At 40.2% G+C, this 21379-nt stretch carries 19 protein-coding genes and 6 pseudogenes; 13 read left to right on the forward strand and 12 right to left on the reverse strand.

Going from position 1 to position 21379, the window contains the following annotated elements:
• Positions 1 to 125: 125 nt before the first annotated feature.
• The 5 genes and pseudogenes from FTV30_RS12760 to FTV30_RS12780 form a co-directional block, all read left to right on the forward strand.
• Positions 126 to 1379: pseudogene (locus FTV30_RS12760) on the forward strand (site-specific integrase); the annotation flags it as partial.
• 130 nt (positions 1380 to 1509) lie between these two features.
• The gene (locus tag FTV30_RS12765; protein ID WP_159138971.1) at positions 1510 to 1872 is read left to right on the forward strand and encodes an MbcA/ParS/Xre antitoxin family protein; all 363 of its coding nucleotides are present in this window, start codon (positions 1510 to 1512) and stop codon (positions 1870 to 1872) included.
• Positions 1873 to 2163: 291 nt separating this feature from the next.
• Positions 2164 to 2424 carry a helix-turn-helix domain-containing protein gene (locus FTV30_RS12770; protein ID WP_159138970.1) on the forward strand — a complete coding sequence of 87 codons (261 nt, stop codon included), beginning with the start codon at positions 2164 to 2166 and terminating at the stop codon, positions 2422 to 2424.
• Between the two features lie 189 nt (positions 2425 to 2613).
• On the forward strand, positions 2614 to 2922 hold the full coding sequence (locus FTV30_RS12775; RefSeq protein ID WP_180001723.1) for a helix-turn-helix transcriptional regulator: 309 nt from the start codon (positions 2614 to 2616) through the stop codon (positions 2920 to 2922).
• The gene (locus FTV30_RS12780) at positions 2919 to 4208 is read left to right on the forward strand and encodes a type II toxin-antitoxin system HipA family toxin (protein WP_180001724.1); all 1290 of its coding nucleotides are present in this window, start codon (positions 2919 to 2921) and stop codon (positions 4206 to 4208) included. The genes FTV30_RS12775 and FTV30_RS12780 overlap by 4 nt, the downstream gene beginning before the upstream one ends.
• A 17-nt stretch (positions 4209 to 4225) precedes the next feature.
• On the opposite strand, the gene FTV30_RS12785 is transcribed toward FTV30_RS12780, so the two are convergent.
• Complete coding sequence (locus tag FTV30_RS12785; RefSeq protein WP_159138968.1) at positions 4226 to 7573, reverse strand: DEAD/DEAH box helicase; 3348 nt, start codon at positions 7571 to 7573, stop codon at positions 4226 to 4228.
• A 264-nt stretch (positions 7574 to 7837) separates the two neighbouring features.
• A pseudogene (locus FTV30_RS12790) lies at positions 7838 to 8731 on the reverse strand (IS481 family transposase); the annotation flags it as partial.
• Between the two features lie 204 nt (positions 8732 to 8935).
• Between FTV30_RS12790 and FTV30_RS12795 the strand changes: the two are divergent.
• The 4 genes and pseudogenes from FTV30_RS12795 to FTV30_RS12810 form a co-directional block, all read left to right on the forward strand.
• Positions 8936 to 9238, forward strand: a complete 303-nt coding sequence (locus FTV30_RS12795) for a helix-turn-helix domain-containing protein (protein ID WP_159138966.1) — start codon at positions 8936 to 8938, stop codon at positions 9236 to 9238.
• Positions 9239 to 9302: 64 nt separating this feature from the next.
• Positions 9303 to 9491: pseudogene (locus FTV30_RS12800) on the forward strand (type II toxin-antitoxin system HipA family toxin); the annotation flags it as partial.
• A gap of 115 nt (positions 9492 to 9606) precedes the next feature.
• A complete protein-coding gene (locus FTV30_RS12805; protein ID WP_002058193.1) occupies positions 9607 to 9843 on the forward strand; it encodes a VF530 family DNA-binding protein in 237 nt (78 codons plus the stop codon).
• Positions 9844 to 10094: 251 nt separating this feature from the next.
• Positions 10095 to 10406: pseudogene (locus FTV30_RS12810) on the forward strand (ion transporter); the annotation flags it as partial.
• A 103-nt stretch (positions 10407 to 10509) separates the two neighbouring features.
• On the opposite strand, the gene FTV30_RS12815 reads toward FTV30_RS12810, so the two are convergent.
• The 8 genes from FTV30_RS12815 to FTV30_RS12850 all read right to left on the reverse strand — a co-directional run bounded on the left by FTV30_RS12815 (position 10510) and on the right by FTV30_RS12850 (position 16882).
• On the reverse strand, positions 10510 to 11589 hold the full coding sequence (locus FTV30_RS12815) for an ArsO family NAD(P)H-dependent flavin-containing monooxygenase (protein ID WP_005093691.1): 1080 nt from the start codon (positions 11587 to 11589) through the stop codon (positions 10510 to 10512).
• Between the two features lie 94 nt (positions 11590 to 11683).
• On the reverse strand, positions 11684 to 12388 hold the full coding sequence (gene arsH, locus FTV30_RS12820) for an arsenical resistance protein ArsH (protein ID WP_035337425.1): 705 nt from the start codon (positions 12386 to 12388) through the stop codon (positions 11684 to 11686).
• Between the two features lie 4 nt (positions 12389 to 12392).
• Positions 12393 to 13433, reverse strand: coding sequence for an ACR3 family arsenite efflux transporter (gene arsB, locus FTV30_RS12825; RefSeq protein WP_005093695.1), 1041 nt, complete (start codon positions 13431 to 13433; stop codon positions 12393 to 12395).
• Between the two features lie 5 nt (positions 13434 to 13438).
• Positions 13439 to 13912: an arsenate reductase ArsC gene (locus tag FTV30_RS12830; protein WP_074382687.1), complete on the reverse strand. Its 474-nt coding sequence runs from the start codon at positions 13910 to 13912 to the stop codon at positions 13439 to 13441.
• A 6-nt stretch (positions 13913 to 13918) separates the two neighbouring features.
• Positions 13919 to 14239: a metalloregulator ArsR/SmtB family transcription factor gene (locus FTV30_RS12835; protein ID WP_005093699.1), complete on the reverse strand. Its 321-nt coding sequence runs from the start codon at positions 14237 to 14239 to the stop codon at positions 13919 to 13921.
• Between the two features lie 192 nt (positions 14240 to 14431).
• Positions 14432 to 14671: a thioredoxin family protein gene (locus tag FTV30_RS12840; RefSeq protein ID WP_005093701.1), complete on the reverse strand. Its 240-nt coding sequence runs from the start codon at positions 14669 to 14671 to the stop codon at positions 14432 to 14434.
• Positions 14672 to 14690: 19 nt separating this feature from the next.
• On the reverse strand, positions 14691 to 15551 hold the full coding sequence (locus tag FTV30_RS12845; RefSeq protein WP_218946078.1) for a permease: 861 nt from the start codon (positions 15549 to 15551) through the stop codon (positions 14691 to 14693).
• A gap of 26 nt (positions 15552 to 15577) precedes the next feature.
• The gene (locus tag FTV30_RS12850; RefSeq protein WP_074382690.1) at positions 15578 to 16882 is read right to left on the reverse strand and encodes an RNA-guided endonuclease TnpB family protein; all 1305 of its coding nucleotides are present in this window, start codon (positions 16880 to 16882) and stop codon (positions 15578 to 15580) included.
• A gap of 43 nt (positions 16883 to 16925) precedes the next feature.
• Between FTV30_RS12850 and tnpA the strand changes: the two genes are divergently transcribed.
• From tnpA to FTV30_RS12865, 3 genes are all read left to right on the forward strand, one after another.
• Positions 16926 to 17339 carry an IS200/IS605 family transposase gene (gene tnpA / locus FTV30_RS12855; RefSeq protein ID WP_081273078.1) on the forward strand — a complete coding sequence of 138 codons (414 nt, stop codon included), beginning with the start codon at positions 16926 to 16928 and terminating at the stop codon, positions 17337 to 17339.
• 211 nt (positions 17340 to 17550) lie between these two features.
• A complete protein-coding gene (locus FTV30_RS12860; RefSeq protein WP_063454489.1) occupies positions 17551 to 17796 on the forward strand; it encodes a hypothetical protein in 246 nt (81 codons plus the stop codon).
• 8 nt (positions 17797 to 17804) lie between these two features.
• Positions 17805 to 18128: a type II toxin-antitoxin system HicB family antitoxin gene (locus tag FTV30_RS12865; RefSeq protein ID WP_063454488.1), complete on the forward strand. Its 324-nt coding sequence runs from the start codon at positions 17805 to 17807 to the stop codon at positions 18126 to 18128.
• 376 nt (positions 18129 to 18504) lie between these two features.
• On the opposite strand, the gene FTV30_RS12870 is transcribed toward FTV30_RS12865, so the two are convergent.
• Both FTV30_RS12870 and FTV30_RS16520 read right to left on the reverse strand, forming a co-directional pair.
• Entirely contained in the window at positions 18505 to 20160 is a 1656-nt protein-coding gene (locus tag FTV30_RS12870) for an HNH endonuclease signature motif containing protein (RefSeq protein ID WP_005093681.1), read from the reverse strand.
• Between the two features lie 808 nt (positions 20161 to 20968).
• A pseudogene (locus FTV30_RS16520) lies at positions 20969 to 21163 on the reverse strand (hypothetical protein); the annotation flags it as partial.
• Positions 21164 to 21198: 35 nt separating this feature from the next.
• Between FTV30_RS16520 and FTV30_RS12880 the strand changes: the two are divergent.
• Positions 21199 to 21379: pseudogene (locus FTV30_RS12880) on the forward strand (IS3 family transposase); the annotation flags it as partial.

The raw sequence follows: 21379 nt of genomic DNA on the forward strand, positions 1-21379 counted from the left end.
GTACATAGTGCACTAGGTTATGTATCACCTTTTGATTTTGAAGCAATGTACTATGATAAGATTAACCCGTTAGGTCAGGTGGCCTAACTTAAATAAAAAACTCTCCGACAAACCCGGTACGGTTCAAACTGAATAAACACACTGTCACTGTGCCCCTAAAACTGATATTGAATCAGGTCTTTAAAGAGCATCATTACTCCTTTCACTCTTTTCGTCACACGGCAGCGAATCATTTATCGCTTTTACTGAACTGTGAATATGCACCACTTGTGCAAGAGCTGACTGACTATAGTGAAAACGAATATGAAAAAATTCGAGCTGAACTTCTTCAAAATCAACATGGACAAAACCATTGGTTTGTTATTGCACATCTTTTAGGGCATATAGAACCCGTTGAAACTTTCAAAAGTTATATTCACTTTAGTTATCTCATTGCTGGTCAAAAACTACTGAAACATCATCCAGATATGCCAAATGAACTGGCTAAAAAAATCATGGGCTACAATGCAACGTTTAAAAATTTGAAAATAACAACGGATGAAAAAGACTTTAATTTTGAAAAAAATCAGGCAGTTCTAGCAACTATATTATTGAACGATCAAACAAACTGGCTCCAAAGTAATGCTACTGACATTCTTAACGAACTGTCAGTACAAACAAATCAACCCCATGACTTTTTTGCTTTTTTCGCCGGCACAGAGGATTCTAAAATTTCACTTCAACGCTTTTATGAAACACTCAACTTATTAGAGACTACTCACGATCCTAAAAGTGCAGCTCAACGTATATGCTTACCAGAAGAGCTCGTAAATTATTGGTATGAAAATGCCCTAAATTTAGCAGACATTAAATCAAAAAAAGGGAATCCTCGTTTATTTAGTATTGATAGCTCAACCCTTTTAAAGCCAGCGATGCTTGATACCGCTGAAGAGCTTCACGCTGTGACTTATTTTTTTGAACATCTACAGAAAATAACTCGCAAAAATCCAATACAAATTGAATTCATTTTGAATGTATTTTTGAGTCGAGTGACCGCATCACACACAGGTATCCATTATCGCTGGAAGGATATCAATCATCTCGAACATTTTTATTCCCAGGTTAAGGCTTTATTTCCTGCCAAATTTTGGCACTTATTTGGACAAGATTTGCAAACAAAGTTAGATGCTAAACAACAGCCTCAACTTTTCAAATTAGCAAAAGCATCAACAGATAAACATCCATCAACTCAAGAGGAATTTCCTCGTCTACAACTCTACTCAGTAAAAGATGGTCATGCTCTTGCTGCATTTAAATTTTGCTTACATCTAGCCTGTATCGGTAGACCACGATCTCTTGAACTTAAAGCTGAAAGTCTAAAAATAACTACATGCTGTTAAATAATTTAACCGTTGCTTCCTTATCTAAAGCCAAATTTAATATATCTTTAGTAAAAATTGGATGTCTGATCAACGATAATTAAATAGTATAAACTCTATGAATTAGCAGCGTCTGAAACAGGGATCGGTCATGCGTACAACATCAGAAAAAACTGCAAAACAGAAAATGATATTAGCTAAGGCAGTTTTAGCTGCTGCTGAACGACTTGGTCTTGCACACGATCAACTAGCCTTAATACTGAATATAGATTCAGTGAAAAATTTAACCTCTCTTGAATTAGATCCCACTTCAAAACAGGGAGAAATCGCCCTCACTTTAATCCGTATTACCACATCACTAGATGCTCTGACAGGTGGGGATACAGCCTGGATGCAGCATTTTATAAAATCACCCAATAAATTGTTGAGTGGTATTCCAATAGAACAGATTCAGAACCCTCAGGGATTGGCCTCTGTTTTACAATTGGTGGAAGGTCTTCGGGCTAAACTTTAAGATAAGCAAAGTATTACAGAAAAATTTGAAAGTGATAGTCCTCTCCAATAATTCAAATGCGAGGTATAAGAATCCCCTCTTCTTCTCAAGATGTATATGTCTGGCCTAATTCCGTCAATTAATTGCGAACTGCTGCTATATATTGGATTTTATTAACCTGATGCGAGGCAAATCCTCCTTATAAACTCAATAGCTATTCAAGAACCATTATAAAAAGTTTGCTATATAGCGAACATTCACCATAATTAGTTAAAAGTTTGCTATATGGCTAACAAATTTCGGGAGAAAAAAATGGCTACACGAGGTGAAATAGGTAAAGAAATACGTTTGGCAAGAAAAGGGTTAGGCTATACACAGAAAAGCCTTGCAGAAAAAACTCAAGTCAATAAAACAACAATTTCAGAGATGGAAAATGGCCATTTTACAGGTTCATTTGATATATTTGAACGTGTGCTTGATGGTGTTGGTTTACAATTCGAAGTGAATAAAAAAAAGCATAAATTGCCGCAGTGGGATGAAATTGAAGCAATATTTTCGGAAGATGATGAATGAAATTATTTACAGGCTCTATCATTTGGTATTTACGTCCAACAATGCAAAATCAACAACAACTTGAACACCCATTTCTCATACAAGTAGGGCTATTTTACAGATCGAAATGATAAATTCATAAATTGCTTTTCAAAAAAAAAGAAACTAATATGTTTCTTATATGACCTAAAAGCAATAAATGTATCTACAATGAATAAGTCTTTACTTCAGCAAATCAAAAAAAGACGAATCCAATTGGGCTTAAAGCAAGTTGATATGCAATCCCGTACAGGCATTTCAAGACAGCAATACCAAAAGTTGGAAAGTCAGGGTAACCCTCGATTAGAGACCTTAGAAATTATCGCGGCAGGATTAAATGCTCAACTGATGCTCATCCCTGATGATAAGGTTCATTTGATTAGACAATTATTGAATGATGAAATTAAAGTCACTATTGAAGATCAGGATGACTTAATGACTAACCCATGGAAGGGTCTTCTCGGAGGAGAGGAACCATGAATACTGTTGCCGTCCTGAAATTAACATTACATCACGCTGTCGTTGGATACTTGGCAGGATTTCAGAGCGGAAAAAATATTCTGGTTTTTACAGATTCTTTCCGCTTTGATCAGCAATGTCCGACCTTGAGCCTGCTAACTTCCCCCTTGTATCCTCAAGCGGATAAAATTTTAGAAAAGACCTATGTTACACATCAGCGCTTACACCCCTTGCTATCAAACTTGCTACCAGAAGGGGCATTACGTGAACTGATTGCACAAAGCCTCAAAGTACATATAGACAATGAATTTCAGTTATTGGCAGATTTAGGTCATGATTTACCTGGAGCACTCATTGCGACTCCATTAGATCCAGAAGAAATTCCAGATGAAATAAAATTCAAACTGCAGATCTCGAATCCAGATCAAATTTTAAAGCAAGAGATTCGAACAGATAATAAGTTTTCCTTGGCCGGCGTCCAAATGAAGTTTTCCATGAAAGCCAAAGATGGGCGTTTTACACTAGCACAGGCAACGGAAACGACTCTACTCGGGGACTGGATTATCAAAACTCCTTCTTCCAGACATGCTTTTGTTCCGCTAAATGAATATTCTATGATGACCCTTGCCAAAACGGTCGGAATAGATGTCCCTGAGATTCGCTTGGTGGATATGGCCCTTTTACAAGACCTTCCACCATTAAATTTACCCCAAGAGCAATATGCTTTCGCAATCAAAAGATTTGATAGACAGAGTACTGCTGATACTACAGACCTTATTCACATCGAAGATTTTGCTCAGATCTTCGGCGCATATCCACATCAGAAATACAGCACCACAAATTATGAGCAGATAGGAAAGATCATTTATCAATTTTCAGATAACAAAATTTTTGATATTCAGCAATTTGCTAGCCGTTTACTCATAAATATTTTACTCGCCAATGGAGATGCACACTTAAAGAACTGGAGTATGATTTATCACGATAAAAGAATCCCAAGATTATCTCCCGCATACGATATATTAATGACCAGTGTATATATTGAAAATGAGCGTCATTTCGCATTAAATCTTGCCAAAAATAAAGATTGGTATCTAGCTGAGATGAAGCATTTTAAGCAATGGGCAGAAAAAGTCGGCGTTCCATGGCGTGTTATTGAAAAACAACTTCACGCGATCATGGACAAAGCACGGTCAGTATGGCCAGTGCTATTACTAGACTTACCTATGATTTCCGCTCATAAAGAAAAATTAAGAGCACATTGGAAAAAATTGCATCCAGACTTTCAGATACTTACAGATGATTAGGGTAATCTGAAACCAAACTAAAATTTCTCAAACAAGTTCATCACGTCATTTTCCGTCAGTTTCGCTTCGCCCTCATGATCGGTACTTAGAATAGACTGTGCCAGTTCTGCTTTATTTTGCTGTAAGGCAAGAATTTTTTCTTCTATGCTTTTATTGGTAATCAGCTTATACACAAATACTGGCTTGTCCTGTCCAATCCGCCATGCACGATCTGAAGCTTGATCTTCAGCAGCAGGGTTCCACCATGGATCATAGTGAATGACTGTATCTGCGGCGGTTAAATTCAGACCGACCCCTCCTGCTTTCAGACTGATTAAAAATACCGGCACTTGTCCAGACTGAAATGCTGTAATGACTTCATCTCGCTTTTTGGTCTTTCCAGTCAGCTTCACATAGCCAATTTCTGCGTGATGGAGCTGTTGCTCAATCAGTTCCAACATTGAGGTAAACTGAGAGAAGATCAGAATTTTTCGCCCCTCCTCCACCATTGGAACGACCATATCCATCAACTGTTCAAGTTTGGCAGAGTGTGCCTGCCCGGTTTTCACTGAATCCAGCTTTAGTAAGCTAGGATGGCAGCACACCTGACGTAGCTTCAGTAAGGCATCTAAAATTTGAATTTGACTACGTTTAAAGCCTTTTTCTGCCACAATTTTCTGAATATTTTCCTGCATCGTGGCACGAACAGCCTCATATAACTTGGATTGCTGGTCATTCATATCAATATTGACTTCAATCGTAGTTTTTTCTGGCAATTCTTTGGCTACGTCAGTTTTCAAGCGACGTAAAATGAAGGGCTTAATCCGGTTGACCAGCTTTTGCCTTAACTGCTGATCACCGCGTTTTTCAATCGGATGACGGTACTTTTTATTAAAAATTTCTTGTGAATATAAAAATCCTGGCATCAGGAAATAAAATAGTGCCCACAGTTCACCCAAATGATTTTCCATCGGGGTACCTGTTAGACACAAACGATGTCGTGCTTTTAATTGGCGTACTACCTGTGCAGCTTTGGCACGCGGATTTTTGATATTCTGCGCCTCATCCAAAATGAGTTGATGATATTCATATTGCTTTAGTTGTTCTTCATCTCTCGCTAGAAGCGGATAGGTGGTTAACACAATATCATAGTGCGGAATCTGCTCAAAATTCTGATGGCGGTCGGGCCCCTGTAGCAGCAATACCTTGAGCTCAGGGGTAAATTTCTCCGCTTCTTTGAACCAGTTATGCATCAGCGATGTGGGTGCAACAATTAAGGCGGGACTGTCCTGCAAATATCCAGCCTGCTTTTCCATGAGTAAATGGGCTAAAGTTTGTGCTGTTTTCCCCAAGCCCATATCATCTGCCAGAATCCCGCCATGCTGGGTTTCCCTTAAAAACTGTAACCAGCCTAAGCCCTGCTGCTGGTATGGACGCAACTCCCCCTGAAAACCTTGTGGTGTCGGCAGTTGTTGCTGATAGCCTTGTTTGAATTTCTGTACAAATTGCTGCAGGCGATCACTGACCTGCCATGTCATCCCAAGATTATGCTGCAATTCTAATAATTGACTCGCATCATAGCGATCAATACTGCGCTCTTCTTGCTGTAAAATGCTCTGCAGATGTAACAATACCGGCTTAATATCCCTAGCGGATAGAGCCAAATCAGGTTGATCAACTGCAGTTTTCACGGTGAAAATTTGACTGTCATGCAGATGAATAAACGTCCGCGGATCAAGTAAATCAGGATTTACTCGCACCAAAGCTACGAGCGCATCAAGCAAATTATAAGAATTACCTGCACTGTCTTGAACCGTCGCCCCGATATTGAACCAGTCCTGCTGACCTTCAGATTCAGTGATAGAAATATTTAAATTTTCGACATATTGCAGGTTAAAGGGGCTGTTTTCCAGATGCTCTATCTGCCAGCCCATCAACTCAATTTGATTGATGGGCATGAGCTGTTTGATCCAGTCTCCATAGAAAGCAAAAACCATAGAATCAAGACGTTGTTTATCCAGTTTTAATTGCTGGTCATAACTAAGATCTTTCACCCACTCCAGTGATTCGACCAACAATTGTAAACGCTGGATTGCCTGTTGTTCCTGAACAAAATCCCGAAGCTGTCGCACCATTTTGCCATGCTGCTCACCAATAAAACTGTCACCTGATGTACCTGCTTTTATTCGCCCACCTGCATAGGAGAATTCAATTTCAGCACAAACAGACTCCTCTAATTTCCAATCAAATTTATCTAAAACACCAAAGCGTAAAATTGGCTGGGGGCTACCCTCAAGGACCTCAACATGCTGAATAGACTCGGGCTGAGGCAGATTTTTCACGTCTGAATATTGATGAGTCAGTTGCTCAAACTCTGGCAAGAGCGTAGCTGGAAGATCAGGCATCTGTAAAAAATGGTAGAGCAGATTTGCCGTATATTCACCATATAACTGGCCCACCGTGTTCTGTTGAATATCCACATAACATGGTGGCTGGCTCGCGAGAATCTGGATATGTGGATTTGATTTTAAATCGAGTCGAATATCGCCATTGACCAATTCAATGTTTAAATGCTCCGTCTGTTTGTTGACACCTTGTTCCCAGATCAATTCGATGTGATAGCCTTGTTCTGACCATTGAAGTGCAGCATAGCTCTTTTTTTGCCAGTACACATCGCCACTTTGAATAAAAGATTTAAAGTGCTCCAATGAAATTCCGGAGATATCAAGATTGCTTTGATAAAAACGCTCGTCGCTGTTTATTTTGGCGTAATAATAAATCTGGTTAAATAATTGTCGTTTTTGTTCCGGTAAAGTCAGATGCTTTCTGGTGATATTTTCATAGTGCGTATAATCACTTTCACCGGCAATCGAGCCATTTTTATTGCGTCTGGCCTTCTGCACCACAAGGGTCAATTTCTTTGAGCTGACAGACTGATTTAACAGGTAAATTAAACATGTGTTTGTTTTGGCAGGCTGCTCAGGTTCAGTCTGTTGTAAATACCGTTTAAAATCATTCAACCAGCGTTGCGCCTGATCATACCCCTGTTTGCGTTTTGCGATTCCCTGTGGGGATTGAGAGTCAGCATAACGCTGCTGAAATTCCTGGCGATATTCCTGAAAGAATAACCGCGCTAAAGCCGCAGCATGTTTACAGTTATATCCAACCGGACAAGTGCAGTCGTCATCAATTAAACGGTCTTTTTGGGGATTATAGGTAATCGCAGTATCATAATAATCTGTCCCTTCAATTTGGGCATACATCGTGACACCGTCTTTTTCCTCAAAGAACTCAATCGTTTCCCTATCAATGTGTTTAGCATAGCTAAGGCTGCGCTGAATAGTTGCAGTACTAAAGCGAGATAGAAAATTGATCAATGAGGACATAATTACCAGACACTAAAAATGTTTATACAATTATAACGGACAAAGCTGTCATTTCAGAACAGTAGCCGAACTGCTCAACCTGAGCACAGATTCGACTCACTCAATAGGAATATTGTGAATAAAGACAATCAAATTCGAGAAGTTAAACAGTTCATTGAGATCGAAAATATCCTGATAGAAAGTGATCATTTCTTCACAACAGTTAATTTTAAACCAAATGGGGTCAAAAGTTTTAGCATTGTTTCTATGTGTGATTCATAGAGATCATTTCAATTTAGCGATCTCTAGATCCGTCTTGTAATTGGCATGTTGAATCCGTTCATTTGAGGGGTTGTATTGCTTCTGGACTTCATCTGAGAAAGGAGTTTCTTCACATAATTCAAAGTACCTCTCCATCGGTGTTTTACCTTTCAACGCTGAATGTGGTCTCATCCAGTTATAGTAATGCTGCCATTCGGCTAGCTTGTCTTGGATATCCTCAGAATCGATATCTACAGTAGCGTAGAACTCAGATTTATCAGTTTTTTGCGAATGCTCTACCTTGCCATTCAGATGAGGTGAACCTGGTTTATTTGGCCTAAATTTGATTCCATGCTGCATCATTTTTTTCTGTACTTTTTCAGCAAAGAATTCCCGCCCACGATCGGTCTGTATTCGCTGTATGGGAAAAGGCATTTCTTCAATTACGCAGTCTAAAAAGTCGAGAGTATTCGCTGCTGTTCGGCGTTTATATATCCTTAAAACGCGATATCGTGTGCAGTCATCGATAGATGTGTACTGATATAGTCCTGGACCCAGTTTACAGGTATCCATTTAAATTCTATCGCCTGATAATGGGCGTTCATAACGAATGAAATCTGCTTTACGACGGAATTTTTTAATCGGTTTGACTTGATGGGTGGATAGTACTTTATGGATAGTCGCTAAGGACAACGAGACTCCGTGCAGCCTCATCAATTCTGTTTGCAAACGTCGAGCACCAAAATTTCTAGCTGAGCGCATTTCTAATATTAAGGCTTCTAGCTCAGCATTGATTTTAGTATTTGGCGATTTTAAGGGACGTCTACTCTGGCTACTTAATCCATCAATACCTTGCTCAGAATATCGTTTCCACCACTTGCGTAACGTTGGTCTAGAAATGCCACATCTCCGACAAACCCGGTACGGTTCACTCGGCAATGATTTATTTATTACCATAGATTGTATTAGATTCCATTAGATTGTAAATGTCTAATTAGATTTCTTTAATCTAATAGGATCTAATCAGGCCAATAAAGCACCTTCTTACCGATCAACTGGTTTATTTTATAACTCCATTATTTTGTGGTTTAATAGACATATATGGACATAAGACCCAATATTATGGATTTAAAATTCAGAAAACCTGAAGAAGTTGTTGGATTATTATGTGAGAGGCTTCGTAAAGAACGACTTTATCTGGAAATGACTCAGGCAGATGTTGCTGCACGTGCTGGTATTGGTGTGAATACAGTATCCAATCTGGAAGCAGGTCGAAATGTTTCATTTGAAAATTTAGTACACGTTGCCATGGTCCTAGGCCGATTACAAGAATTAGAGGAACTCTTCAAACCTCATTTAAACAGTGTAGATGATATTCTTCGCTATGAGAGCAATACGGCTCGCCAACGTATCAAAAGGAAATAAATCCATGCTCAAAAAACTTAATGTTTACTACAATGAATGGGGTGAATATTGGCTTTAGGGTACACTGGTCTCCTCAACAGCAATCACAGGTCGACCATTAATTGCCTTTGAATACAGTGCTGAAGCGATCCGTAAAGGTTTAGAGCTTTCCTCTTACCTACTTCCATTAAAAGGTGACCCATTAAGAAAAAACTTTCCTACACAGCAAATGGGATTACCAAGTCATATATATGATGCATCACCCGATGGCTGGGTGTGCTCCAGAATTTTGGTGGCTATTCAGTCCATCATTACTTACATTCCAACTCTCTAGTTTTCCAACTAGCCCAGGTTATAATAATGGCCACCCAAAATACGATTGATCTATTATGAACACCTCCAATGACCCTTTACACGGCAAAAAACTTGCTGACATTTTGGATGAATTATTGGATTACTACGGTGGCTTTGAAGGTTTAAGTCGTAAAATTGAAATTAGATGTTTTTGCATAGACCCAAGTGTTAAATCATCATTGCGATTCTTGCGTACCACACCATGGGCACGTGAAAAAGTAGAAAGCTTATATTTGTACGTCTTACGCCAAAAGGCAAAACAGAAACCGTAGCCCCAGGCAACACCCCTCTCATTATAAAATTATACCAGTCAGTAAAACACCTTTAGATTAAGCATGTGTATGTTGGTTATTATTGTTGATTATCACAATAAATTAGTGACCAAAAATCAAAGTACCCCACCCTACCTTAAATTACACCACACAAAATAAAAACTCTATACAACTGTTATATATAGAGTTTATTAAAATACCAATTATGTTATTTAGTGTATTTTATGTCGGTGACTCTTGCCAAGGTTGGGGTCATTACCATTTTAGGGGTAGGTCTGGCAGCACTTCCTGCGGGTATTCTGGCCAATGGCCTGGCCAATGAGCTGAGACAACGCAAACACAAGCTGGAATTAAGATTTCGTGAACTGCTTGATGACGCAGAAATTGACTTGATTGAAGATCAAGAAAAAATTGAAACTTTACGTAAAGAAGTCGGGCTGAGCACAGAGCAAATGCAGGATATCCTGTTAGAGCTTATTCATGAGCGCAAGAAAGAACAACTCGAGCAGGAAAAAAACAAGTATTTCTTCTGCCCGCATTGTGGGCATAAGTTACCTGATTAAAAGGTAGCCAGATCATCGCGAGCATCAGACCATAGGATATGATACTTGTTGCAGGCAGATGCTATTCACTCAATTTTTTCGTTTGAAGCAGGATCAAGTCATTTCAATCTAAAAACGCAGCGATTTCATCGGCCACTGCCCTGGATGTCCGGGAAACTCCGACCAGCGTCGCCGAAGCAGCACCGGTCCATTCCCCATAACCGACCAGCCATAAATTCGGCAGCTGAACCGAGCGGCCATCCTTCACTGCGATGGTCTGGTCCTGCTGGATAATCCCGAGGCTGCTAAGATGATTCAGCGCCGCCTTAAATCCGGTACACCAGATCACTGCATCCACTTGCGCGGTGCTGCCATCTTCCCACATCACGCCATGTTCGGTAAAAGCCGAAAATGGACGCTTGCTCTGTAAAACGCCTCGCTCACGTGCCTCTTTGACTGAATCAATCATGACAATATCGCCCAGACCACCAATGGGCTGCTCGATCTTTCTACCTTGCTGCTGGGCTTTCAAACGCTCGGTCGCCCTTAAGAACAGGACACGGCCATCGACATCATCTGCCAGAAATTGCGGCGGTGTCTGGGTGATCCAAAGCGTTTCAGCTACCTGGGAAACCTCGGCCAGGATTTGCGCACCGGAGTTGCCACTACCCACGATCATGACTTTCTTGTTTTTAAATAACTCAGCATTTTTATAATCTGCTGAATGAAGTTGTATACCCTGAAAATGCTCACGACCTGCATACTCGGGAATAAATGGTTGGCTCCATGTCCCTGTAGCGCTTACCACCGCTTTGGCTTTCCAGGATTGTTCCCCGGCATAGACCTCTAAATATGTCCCTTTGTTTTCCACGCGCTCCACATGCACCGGACGAACTACAGGAAAGTGATAGCGCTGCTCATAGGCGGTCAAATAATCGATCACCTCATTGCGGGTCGGATAGGTCTGTTCGGTCGCCGGCATCATCCAGCCCGACAGCGAACTCCAGCTATTGGGGGAGAAAAGACGCAAGGACTCCCAGGCATGCTGCCAGGCACCTCCAGGCTGAGGCTGATCATCCAGGATGATAAACGGAATATTCTTGCGCTTTAAGAAATAAGCCGTGGACAAACCGGCCTGTCCAGCACCGATGATGATCACATCTGTTTCGATCTGTTTTATGTCCAAAGCCTTTTCCCCTTGCATTTTTCTGTCGTTCTTGATGCAGCATCCCGCTTTTTCAGCGGGTTTCTGCTGATTTCTCTGATTGACCGGACAGCCTGATCAAGCAAATTCAGTCTTACAAACTGCGCTGATTTACCCGTTTGGAAAGCTCTTCAGCCGATTCCTTGCGTTCTGAATAACGATCTGTCAGGTATTTGCTTTGACCACGAGTCAGCAAGGTAAATTTATACAGTTCTTCCATCACATCCACAATCCGGTCATAGAATGCTGATGGCTTCATTCGTCCATCTTCTTCAAATTCCAGGAATGCTTTTGGAATTGAAGACTGATTTGGAATCGTGATCATCCGCATCCAACGCCCCAAAACACGCATCTGGTTCAGACTGTTAAAGGACTGTGATCCCCCACTGACTTGCATCAAGGCAAGGGTTTTTCCTTGAGTGGCACGAATTGCGCCCCCTGCCAGTGGAATCCAGTCAATCTGGGATTTAAAGATGGAACTCATAGAACCATGTCGTTCCGGTGAACACCACACCATGCCTTCTGACCATGCTAAAAGTTCATGCAACTCTTTTACTTTTGGATGCTCAGTATCCGCATCTTCAGGTAAAGGAAGCCCTTTAGGATGAAAGATTTTTACTTCTGCCCCAAAATATTCAAGGATTCGACCAGCTTCAAGAACTGCAAGGCGACTGTAAGAACGTTCCCGATTAGACCCATAGAGCAGTAAAATCCGAGGAGGATGAGCTAGTTCTTTGGCTTGGACTTTTTCAAAGGTGGGTTGTTCAATAAGATTTGGATCTACGTTAGGCAGGTTCATCATATCAAGCCTCTTTAAAATATTTCTTTCTTAGCCACAGTGAAACACTCACTAAAGCAATTAACACAGGTACTTCAACCAATGGCCCAATAATCGTGGTAAAAGCAACCGGCGAAGCAATACCAAAAGTTGCAATGGCGACTGCAAGTGATAATTCAAAATTATTTCCAGCCGCAGTAAATGAGATTGCAGCAGTTTTTGGATAATCATTGCCCATCCATTTACTCATAAAGAAGCTAATAAAGAACATGGCCACAAAGTAAATGATTAAAGGAATCGCGATGCGTAAAACTTCCAGTGGAAGACTCACAACATCACCCCCTTTTAAGCTAAACATGGCCAAAATCGTAAACAGCAAAGCCATTAAACTCAGCGGGCTGATTTTTGGAATGAACCTGGTTTGATACCATTCCACGCCTTTTTGTTTCACCAAAATTAAGCGCGTTAAGAAACCCAATAAGAACGGAATTCCAAGATAAATCAGAACAGCATGGGTAATGGTCCAGAAGCTAACATTGATCACTTGAGCTTCAATACCAAAATATGGCGGAAGGAAGGTCAGGAATAACCAGGCGTAGGTACTGAAGAATAAAATCTGGAAAATACTGTTAAACGCCACCAATGCTGCAACATATTGGTTATCACCACAGGCCAGACCATTCCACACCAGTACCATGGCGATACATCGAGCTAAACCAATCAGGATCACGCCTGTCATATACTCTGGATAGCTATGCAAAAAAATCACAGCCAACGCAAACATCAGTACCGGAGCAATCAACCAGTTTTGAATTAAAGATAGCGTCAGGGTTTTTTTATCCTTAAACACTTGTGGCAAGGTCGCATAATCCACTTTTGCCAGGGGTGGATACATCATCAGAATCAGACCAATCGCGATTGGAATATTGACTGAATTAATACTGAATTGATCCAGAGCAACCGATGCTTGAGGAAAAAAGTTTCCTATTGCGATGCCTAACGCCATGGCAATAAAAATCCACAGCGTCAGGTTGCGATCTAAAAAGGACATGCGTTTTTCAGACATGTGACTTACTCAACATTCGAAATTTGATTAATCGCTGCAATCAATTGTGAGCGAGAAAGTTCATCTACGTTAAGTTTAAACAAAGTATCCAGGCGACGATTGATATGTTCAACAGTGTTCATAAAGGCTTGCATTTTTTCTTCTTTATCCACCTCTAAATGTGACGGATCAGACAGGCCCCAGTGCGCCTTGATCGCTCCGCCAAGATAAAGAGGACACGCTTCCTGTGCAGCCGCATCACAGACGGTAATCACCACGTCTGGCTGATACTGTTCACAGGCATCAATCGTCTTGCTGGATAAGCCTTTAGTCGACAAGCCCAGATTGTGCAGGGTTTCAAGCGTCAAGGGATGCACCTGACCGGAAGGTTTGCTGCCAGCACTGTAAGCGACCCAGCCTTCTGGCGCACGGCTATTGAACAACACTTCAGATAGAATGCTGCGGCAACTGTTCCCCGTGCATAAAAACAAAAATTTCATGAAAACTTACTCGCAATGGCTCTGAATCGATAGAGCGGAAGAATCAAATAAAACCGGAACGTCACTACGTTTCAGTACGTCCAGAATTTCAAAGCACCAGGCCGGTAATTGCGGATTGAGGCTGTAGTACACCCACTGGCTTTGCCGACGATCGTTGAGCAGACCGCAAGACCGCAACAAGGCCAAATGCCGTGAAATTTTTGGTTGGCTTAACTGCAGTTTATCGGTCAGATCACAGACGCATTGCTCTTTATTTTCCGCAATCAGCAGGACAATACTGAGACGTGTTTCATCAGATAAACATTTAAAAAACTGAACGTGGTCCATAGCTGCTCCCCTTCTATTATGCAAATATATACATATCCATATATATAGTAAATAGTACAAGTGAAAAATTATATCTGGATCAGGATATCACAGCCAGAAAGCGCTGGATTTAACAGTTTCCCTCTTCTTCCAATATAGAAAAACCAGCGACTTGAACCACTGGTTTTCTTCGCTACAACTTTAATTTTGAAGTTATTTATTTTTCTCGATCAGTTCCGCGATAGCCTGAGCTTCCAGAATTTTACCACTCGATACGATTTTACTGTCAATCATCAGACCCGGTGTGCTTAACAGTCCGGTTTCGGCAATCTGCATCATATCCGTGACATACTCAATGTCCGCTTTGACACCGGTGCTTTTCACTGCTTCTTCAGTTGCAGCCAACAGGGCCTTACATTTACGGCAGCCTGTACCCAAAACTTTAATTTTCATCTTTTATTCTCCATACATTTTATAAAAACCAGTCACCCAAAGTATTCAGGCTATAGCCAATAATCAAGATTCCCACAAAAACGATCCCTATAAACAGGCTCAATAAGCGGGTTTTCACCACCTGTTTTAACAGGATCAGGGATGGCAGGGAAAGTGCTGTTACCGCCATCATAAAGGCCAATACCGTCCCCAACCCCACACCTTTCACCACCAAAGCTTCTGCAATCGGCAAAGTGCCAAAAATATCTGCATACATCGGTATGCCTATGATTGTAGCAATCAGTACGGAATACCAGTGATCCTGACCAAGCAAGGCGGTAATCCACTGTTCAGGAATCCAGTTATGAATTGCCGCGCCAATCCCTACGCCAATCAACACATACATCCAGACCTTGCTAAAGATTTCCACCACCTGTTCCCAGGCAAATTCCCGGCACTCTTTCGCAGACATTTTAAAATCTTCATCACCCTGAGCTGTACTATTTTGCGTAACAAATTTAGCGACATACTTTTCCATTTTGAAAAAGCTGATGAGTGATCCACCAATAACTGCCAAAATCAGACCAAGAACCACATAGATCATGGCAATTTTCCAGTTAAAAATACTGGCCAATAAAATAATCGAAGCCAGATCGACTAAGGGAGATGAAATCAGAAAGGAAAAGGTCACCCCCACAGGCAGTCCGGCACGGGTAAAACCGATAAACAGCGGAATGGAAGAACAGGAACAAAATGGGGTAATGGTGCCGAGCAAGGCCCCCATGATATTGGCTTTGATCCCGGTCATGCGTCCCAGAATCTGCCGGGTGCGTTCAGGCGGAAAATAACTCTGGATATACGACAGGCTTTGACATACTCCCACCACTTTCACGATGTTCAAGTGGGGGATTCTAAAAGCAAAAGCTCTTAGGTGACTTCCTCACGGATTTCACTTGCTTTCTGCTTCGCAAGGCGACCTTTACCGCATCCACCCTCCACAGACAAAACGATGTGTCCCACCGCCAAAATGTTGCGAGAAGCATTAATATCTGCATTCTCGCTAAAACAACAACTGACACACTCAAAGTTTGCTTGAGTAAGCCTATTTTCTTTTGCAACATGACCACATGAACTACAAGTTTGACTTGTATATCTAGGGTCAACTTTAACAAGCAAACCACCTCGCCATTGCTGTTTGTACTCCAACATACCAACAAGCATTGACCAACCTTGATCCAGGATTGATTTATTTAAGCCGGACTTGGCTTTAACATTCTTTCCTTTTTTCTCGATTGAGCCTTTCGCTGACTTCGACATATTGGCTACTTTTAAGTCCTCAACTACGATCATTGCGTGGTTTTTGCTGAGCGTTGTGGTGACTTTGTGCAAGTAGTCATGCCGAATATTGGCAATATGATGGTGTAATGTATTGATCTTGAGATTCAGCTTTTTCCAATTTTGACTGAACTTGTTTTTCTTTCTCAGCTTGCGCTGAAGCCTAGCCAACTTTACTTGATTGGCCTTGAAACTATTGATCGGGTCGAATACTTGACCACTAGACGTTGTAATTAACTTTTTAATACCTAAATCAATGCCAATGGCTGATTTCGATGGATGGACTGGTGCTTCTACCGTATTTTCAGCACCAAATGACACATACCATTTCCCGACATGCTTGGAGATTGTGACGTTCTTAATCTCACCCACAATATTTTGTGATTTTCTGAATTTCACAACGCCAATGTCATTAGGTAACTTAACTTGGTTGCCTTTAACCCAACAGTATCTATTGAATTGAACAATACGAATGGAATCACAGCCATTAGATTTCTTTTTGAATCGTGGCATGAGTGGTCTAAGTTGGACTTCACGACCATCAGGCAATTTAAAGAATCTTGGTTTTTTGGCTTTAAATGGTTTTTGCTTTAACTTGGCTTGTTCTTTCGGGTCAAAGAACTTCCCCCAAGCATCACCAAGATCACGCACTTTTTGTTGAAGTGAAACGCCATTTGAACTATTTTCTAGAAAAGCACACTCAGGTTTTTTTCGTAATTCAGGAATTTTATTGACTAAATTAACTTTGTTGATTCGCTCATTATTAGCAAGCATCTCGAACGATACAGCTAAAATTTGATTCCAAACAAAACGTGCAGAGCCAAGCAACTTATTTAAAACAAGCTCCTGCTCTGCATTAGGCTCAAGCCTAAATTTATACGCTTTGTTGATTTTCATAAATGAGTATGTATGTGTTAATATAATCAAATGCTATCATTAAATGAACAATCAAACAATGACTGAAATCTATAAAAACCGCCATTCAGCCTTTAACTTACACGTACACTTAGTATTTATTACAAAGTACAGAAAGAAAATTCTAAATGATCTACATCATAAGTATTTTAGTGAGTGTGTAGCCGAAATATGCAAAGATTTTGATGCAGAGCTAAAAGAATGTAATGGTGAGGCTGACCATGTTCACATGCTTATTCAGTACCCACCAACTGTTCAGCTTAGTAAGTTGGTGAATAATTTAAAATCGGTAACAAGCAGAAGAATGCGGAATGAATTTTTAGATTTACGTGGTAGTTATGCAAAACCTGTTTTATGGTCACGATCTTATTTTGCAGGGTCGTGCGGTGGTGCGCCCTTAGATATTATTAAGAAATACATTCAAAACCAACAAGGTTAAAATCTGTGAAATTCACCTCCACCCTGACTGTCGGGTGGAGTCCTCTTTCACTTACAGATAGTAAATTGCATATTCCTATGTAAATCTACCCCCTATTCCTATTTGCACCCTACCATTCATTTCTGTTCGTATAAGCCACTAGGCATGCCAAACTCTTGATTAATGGTATCAATATTGATACTATTAATCATTGGCACTATTGAGCATTTAAATGGCAAATCTTGATCAACTTATAGAACAAATGCGGAATAATCCAAAAAATATCCGCTATGTCGATTTACTCAAGGTTTGTAAGCAATATTTTGGTGAACCAAGACAAACAAGTGGTAGTCACACGGTATTTAAAACACCGTGGCAAGGCGATCCTCGTATTAATCTTCAAGATGATAGCGGAAAGGCTAAACCTTATCAGGTTAGGCAAGTATTAGCTGCACTTGATAAACTTAAAACATTGTGAGGTGTCAAATGGATAGCAAACAATTTACTTATCGTGTTACATGGTCAGCAGAAGATAATGAGTATGTTGGTCTATGTGCCGAATTTCCGTCACTGTCTTGGCTCGATGCAGAACAATCTAAAGCATTTTCAGGGATTGTTGATCTTGTTGCTGAAGTTGTAGCAGATATGATCAGCAATAATGAGAAATTACCTGTACCGCTTTCAGAAAAAAAGTATAGCGGACGGTTTGCTGTTCGTGTTCCATCAATGGTTCATCAAAAACTAGCACTTGAAGCTGCGGAGCGTGGTGTGAGTATGAATCGTTTGGTATCGGCAAAATTGGCTATGTAGTTTTATATCTTGATGGTCTACTTGGAATGAGAATGACTGGTAGACCATAAACAAGAATAGCTGGTTGGTTTATCCAATAATTTGCAGAAAATGGAATAAAAATTTATCTAGACCTATCTACACATAATTTTCGTTAAAAATTAATATTCAATTTTTAGCAAGAATAGCGTTATATTTTGATCAAAAAAAATGCCCAGAGAAGGATCAATGGGCAAAACTAAGGACCTTGACGGTCATTCAGAAACTACAGCTAGCTTCTAGCTATGATTCTGCACTTAATTAAAAAAAGCTACACTGGCTGAATATATCAAAAGTTAAATCATGTGATTTATCATTAATTAACACACTTGAGAAAATGAGTTCATCACTCTGCTGATTAATACAGTAATTCACCAAACAAATCCGCTCTAATCTCTTCCAGGCTCAGATCTGATTTCATTCTATTACAGAGTGGATGAACCAGCAGACCATTCTCTAGCACCCCTTGGCCACCTGCGGCTTTGGCAATCCGATGATCCGATTCAGTAGAATCGAGATAGATTAATCCATCACAAATGGGGCAAAAGTTATGATTACCCACCAGAAAATTGTGCTTAAGCAAATTTTTGGTTAATGCTGAAAAGGCCTTGGGCTTTGATCGAGAGATCGGGCTAATCGATTCAACATATCCGACTACATGCTCTACAACCCCATCATCATAATTACCCAAAAATCTTTCAGAATAAAACTCATTAAAGTTGATGTACTTGAAAGCCTTTGACATCGACAAAATAAAGGTGTTCAGGCATTCTTCATCTTCAAAATCGACATCCATTTCCAGGCTTAAACAGATAAAGGCTTTATAAACGATTTGTAGCCGATCATAGCCTTTAATCCCACTGCCGAACTTACCGACCGTTTCAGTGGTCGCCACTGGAAAATTGGCAATCAAGAACTCAATACTACGGCGGACACGTGTAAACTCTTTAAAGCTAATGGTTCGATGGTGAATCTGCATCAGGCTTTCATGAATTTCAAACACAATAGCAAACCATGCCAGAAAGGAAGTAATCTGAAAACGCTGGTCCTTATAAAAATATAAGAACGGATGTAAGCCCAAACTCGGAACCCCAGTATTTTTTACAGGAGTGGCCATTCTGCAAAGGACCGTAAACAGATGTGACATGATCTTTTCAACGCGTTCACCCTGATTCAGGCTCATGATATTATGAATCTGATCACCCGCGATGATATTCATGAGCTCATTGACCAAGCCAATTTTTTTGCCATGACTCATTTCAGTATCTAATAATATGGTAGAGAAAAGCAGCTGATGGATCTTCTCCCCCAACTCGATCAGCGAATTTAAACGTGTATATTGAAGCTCTTCTAAATTGGATTTATTGTCATTGATATAACAACAGGCATAGATCGCATAATATGCATCACTTCCCCGACTTCTTAGATGATATTCCTCATATTTATCTAGGCGTTTAGTATCTGAATTAATCGATTGGAATACGCGTCTTGCGTCTTCTGGAGTACCAAGCACTTGCCGGAAACTGATTTTAATATCGTCTAATTTAGATTTTTGTTCTGCAAATTTAGGATCAATACAAATTTTTTGGAAGTCAGCTAGATCTCCTAAATGATTTCGCAGGTCACGAATATCTTCTTTTTGTTGATCGCTAAAATTAGGCGCTTGAGTGGCTTGTTCATCTGCAAAATATCTCTTGACCCAAGCATAAATACTCGAAAGACGATGCGCCCCATCGATAATATAGATGTTGCCGTGTATATCTTTCCAATACAAGATACACAAATTGATATTTTGATCTTCTGTACAATTCTCAATAAAGTTTGCAATTTCCTGCACACTCCAACATTCAGTAGAACGCTGGTTATCCGCTTTAAATAAACATTTGATGATGGCATGCTTTTCAAAATCAGTCAGTGCCACTTCAAAATTATCACGCTGCATTGAAGGCGACATTTCTTCTGGCAACATGACTTTACGCTGAATGATATTCGTCAGTAATCGAGTTTGGCCCATTTTTTGTTTTCTCCAGGCAGCACTTTCCTATATTCGCTAAAGCACGAAATTTGAAAGTGCATATAGTTCAATTTAGTTAAAGCGATGAATTAAATGACCGTCAATATCCGGTCAGCGCTAACAAAAGAAACCTAAGAGAAATGGGTACTTTTAAGATGATATTTTTCATATTGTAATCTCGTTGATCAATGTGAAATTTGCCAACATCTTTTCCACGAGATGGTGGCAAACCAAATAGGGGTGGAAATACCGCTCAACGAAACGGCCAGTCATAGACTGCCCTACTTGGCCTGCCATAAAGCATTGCCATGCAGACACAAAAGAGCCACTAAAAGTGACTCTTTAGTACGTTGAGATGCGGGTTTCCACGCCCGATTACAGATTTTGCTGTAATGTAATTATCATATGGGTATCTTTTTCTTTGGTCAAACCAAATTAGAATTTTTTTATTCATTTTTAAATAAAAAATATAAATCGATAACGTATGGATCAAATTGAAAGCAAAGAAAAAAATCAAATTCGCGGATTCCCAGGCCTTTGCTTTGTTAAAATCTGATTTGCCAAGCAAAGGCCTGGGCCCCTTAAATTGAACGATATCTGCTTAGGCTATTTCCATAAGGAAGTGTGTTGTACAGCTTCCAGTAGCAAATCAAATGCAAGGAATAATGTGATGTTTTTATTGCTTTGTTGATCCATAAAAAATACCTGAGTCTCTATTATTAAGTGATAAATGAGCAGCAAGAAGTTTTCCTAGTCAGGTAAATGATATTTATGCACACGTAGCTGTCTTGAACAAATTCACAGAATTATGATCTCTAATCACCAAATATCGTACACTCAACCACGCAAGTACCCATCGCACGGCACTTAATGACGCTTGTTTAGACATAATTCTAAAATAATCATATTTATTATGTTTCATCACTATCGGAAAAAACTGATGTTCTGTAAGGATTGAAAGCATAGGTTCATCCTCTGCCGTAAAATGTGAACCGTACCGGGTTTGTCGGAGAGTCAATATTCTGAGAGACTATCCCGATGACAAAATTAAAATATACCCCTGAAATCAGAGAAAGAGCGGTTCAATTATTGATTGAATCTGAAAAAGATTATCCTTCTACTTGGGCTGCAATCACAGCAATTGCGCCTAAGATTGGTTGTACTCCTGAAACACTTCGTGCCTGGCATCAAAAGCATTTAGATCAGCAAAATCCTATTA

Origin of the sequence: Acinetobacter sp. YH12255, from assembly GCF_013417355.1 — a bacterium.
GTDB lineage: Bacteria > Pseudomonadota > Gammaproteobacteria > Pseudomonadales > Moraxellaceae > Acinetobacter > Acinetobacter pseudolwoffii.

Coding starts and splice junctions, on each gene's coding strand:
- FTV30_RS12765 (WP_159138971.1), top strand. CDS start 1,510: ATGCGTACAACATCAGAAAAAACTGCAAAACAGAAAATGATATTAGCT.
- FTV30_RS12770 (WP_159138970.1), top strand. CDS start 2,164: ATGGCTACACGAGGTGAAATAGGTAAAGAAATACGTTTGGCAAGAAAA.
- FTV30_RS12775 (WP_180001723.1), top strand. CDS start 2,614: ATGAATAAGTCTTTACTTCAGCAAATCAAAAAAAGACGAATCCAATTG.
- FTV30_RS12780 (WP_180001724.1), top strand. CDS start 2,919: ATGAATACTGTTGCCGTCCTGAAATTAACATTACATCACGCTGTCGTT.
- FTV30_RS12785 (WP_159138968.1), bottom strand. CDS start 7,573: ATGTCCTCATTGATCAATTTTCTATCTCGCTTTAGTACTGCAACTATT.
- FTV30_RS12795 (WP_159138966.1), top strand. CDS start 8,936: ATGGATTTAAAATTCAGAAAACCTGAAGAAGTTGTTGGATTATTATGT.
- FTV30_RS12805 (WP_002058193.1), top strand. CDS start 9,607: ATGAACACCTCCAATGACCCTTTACACGGCAAAAAACTTGCTGACATT.
- FTV30_RS12815 (WP_005093691.1), bottom strand. CDS start 11,589: ATGCAAGGGGAAAAGGCTTTGGACATAAAACAGATCGAAACAGATGTG.
- arsH (WP_035337425.1), bottom strand. CDS start 12,388: ATGAACCTGCCTAACGTAGATCCAAATCTTATTGAACAACCCACCTTT.
- arsB (WP_005093695.1), bottom strand. CDS start 13,433: ATGTCTGAAAAACGCATGTCCTTTTTAGATCGCAACCTGACGCTGTGG.
- FTV30_RS12830 (WP_074382687.1), bottom strand. CDS start 13,912: ATGAAATTTTTGTTTTTATGCACGGGGAACAGTTGCCGCAGCATTCTA.
- FTV30_RS12835 (WP_005093699.1), bottom strand. CDS start 14,239: ATGGACCACGTTCAGTTTTTTAAATGTTTATCTGATGAAACACGTCTC.
- FTV30_RS12840 (WP_005093701.1), bottom strand. CDS start 14,671: ATGAAAATTAAAGTTTTGGGTACAGGCTGCCGTAAATGTAAGGCCCTG.
- FTV30_RS12850 (WP_074382690.1), bottom strand. CDS start 16,882: ATGAAAATCAACAAAGCGTATAAATTTAGGCTTGAGCCTAATGCAGAG.
- tnpA (WP_081273078.1), top strand. CDS start 16,926: ATGAACAATCAAACAATGACTGAAATCTATAAAAACCGCCATTCAGCC.
- FTV30_RS12860 (WP_063454489.1), top strand. CDS start 17,551: ATGGCAAATCTTGATCAACTTATAGAACAAATGCGGAATAATCCAAAA.
- FTV30_RS12865 (WP_063454488.1), top strand. CDS start 17,805: ATGGATAGCAAACAATTTACTTATCGTGTTACATGGTCAGCAGAAGAT.
- FTV30_RS12870 (WP_005093681.1), bottom strand. CDS start 20,160: ATGGGCCAAACTCGATTACTGACGAATATCATTCAGCGTAAAGTCATG.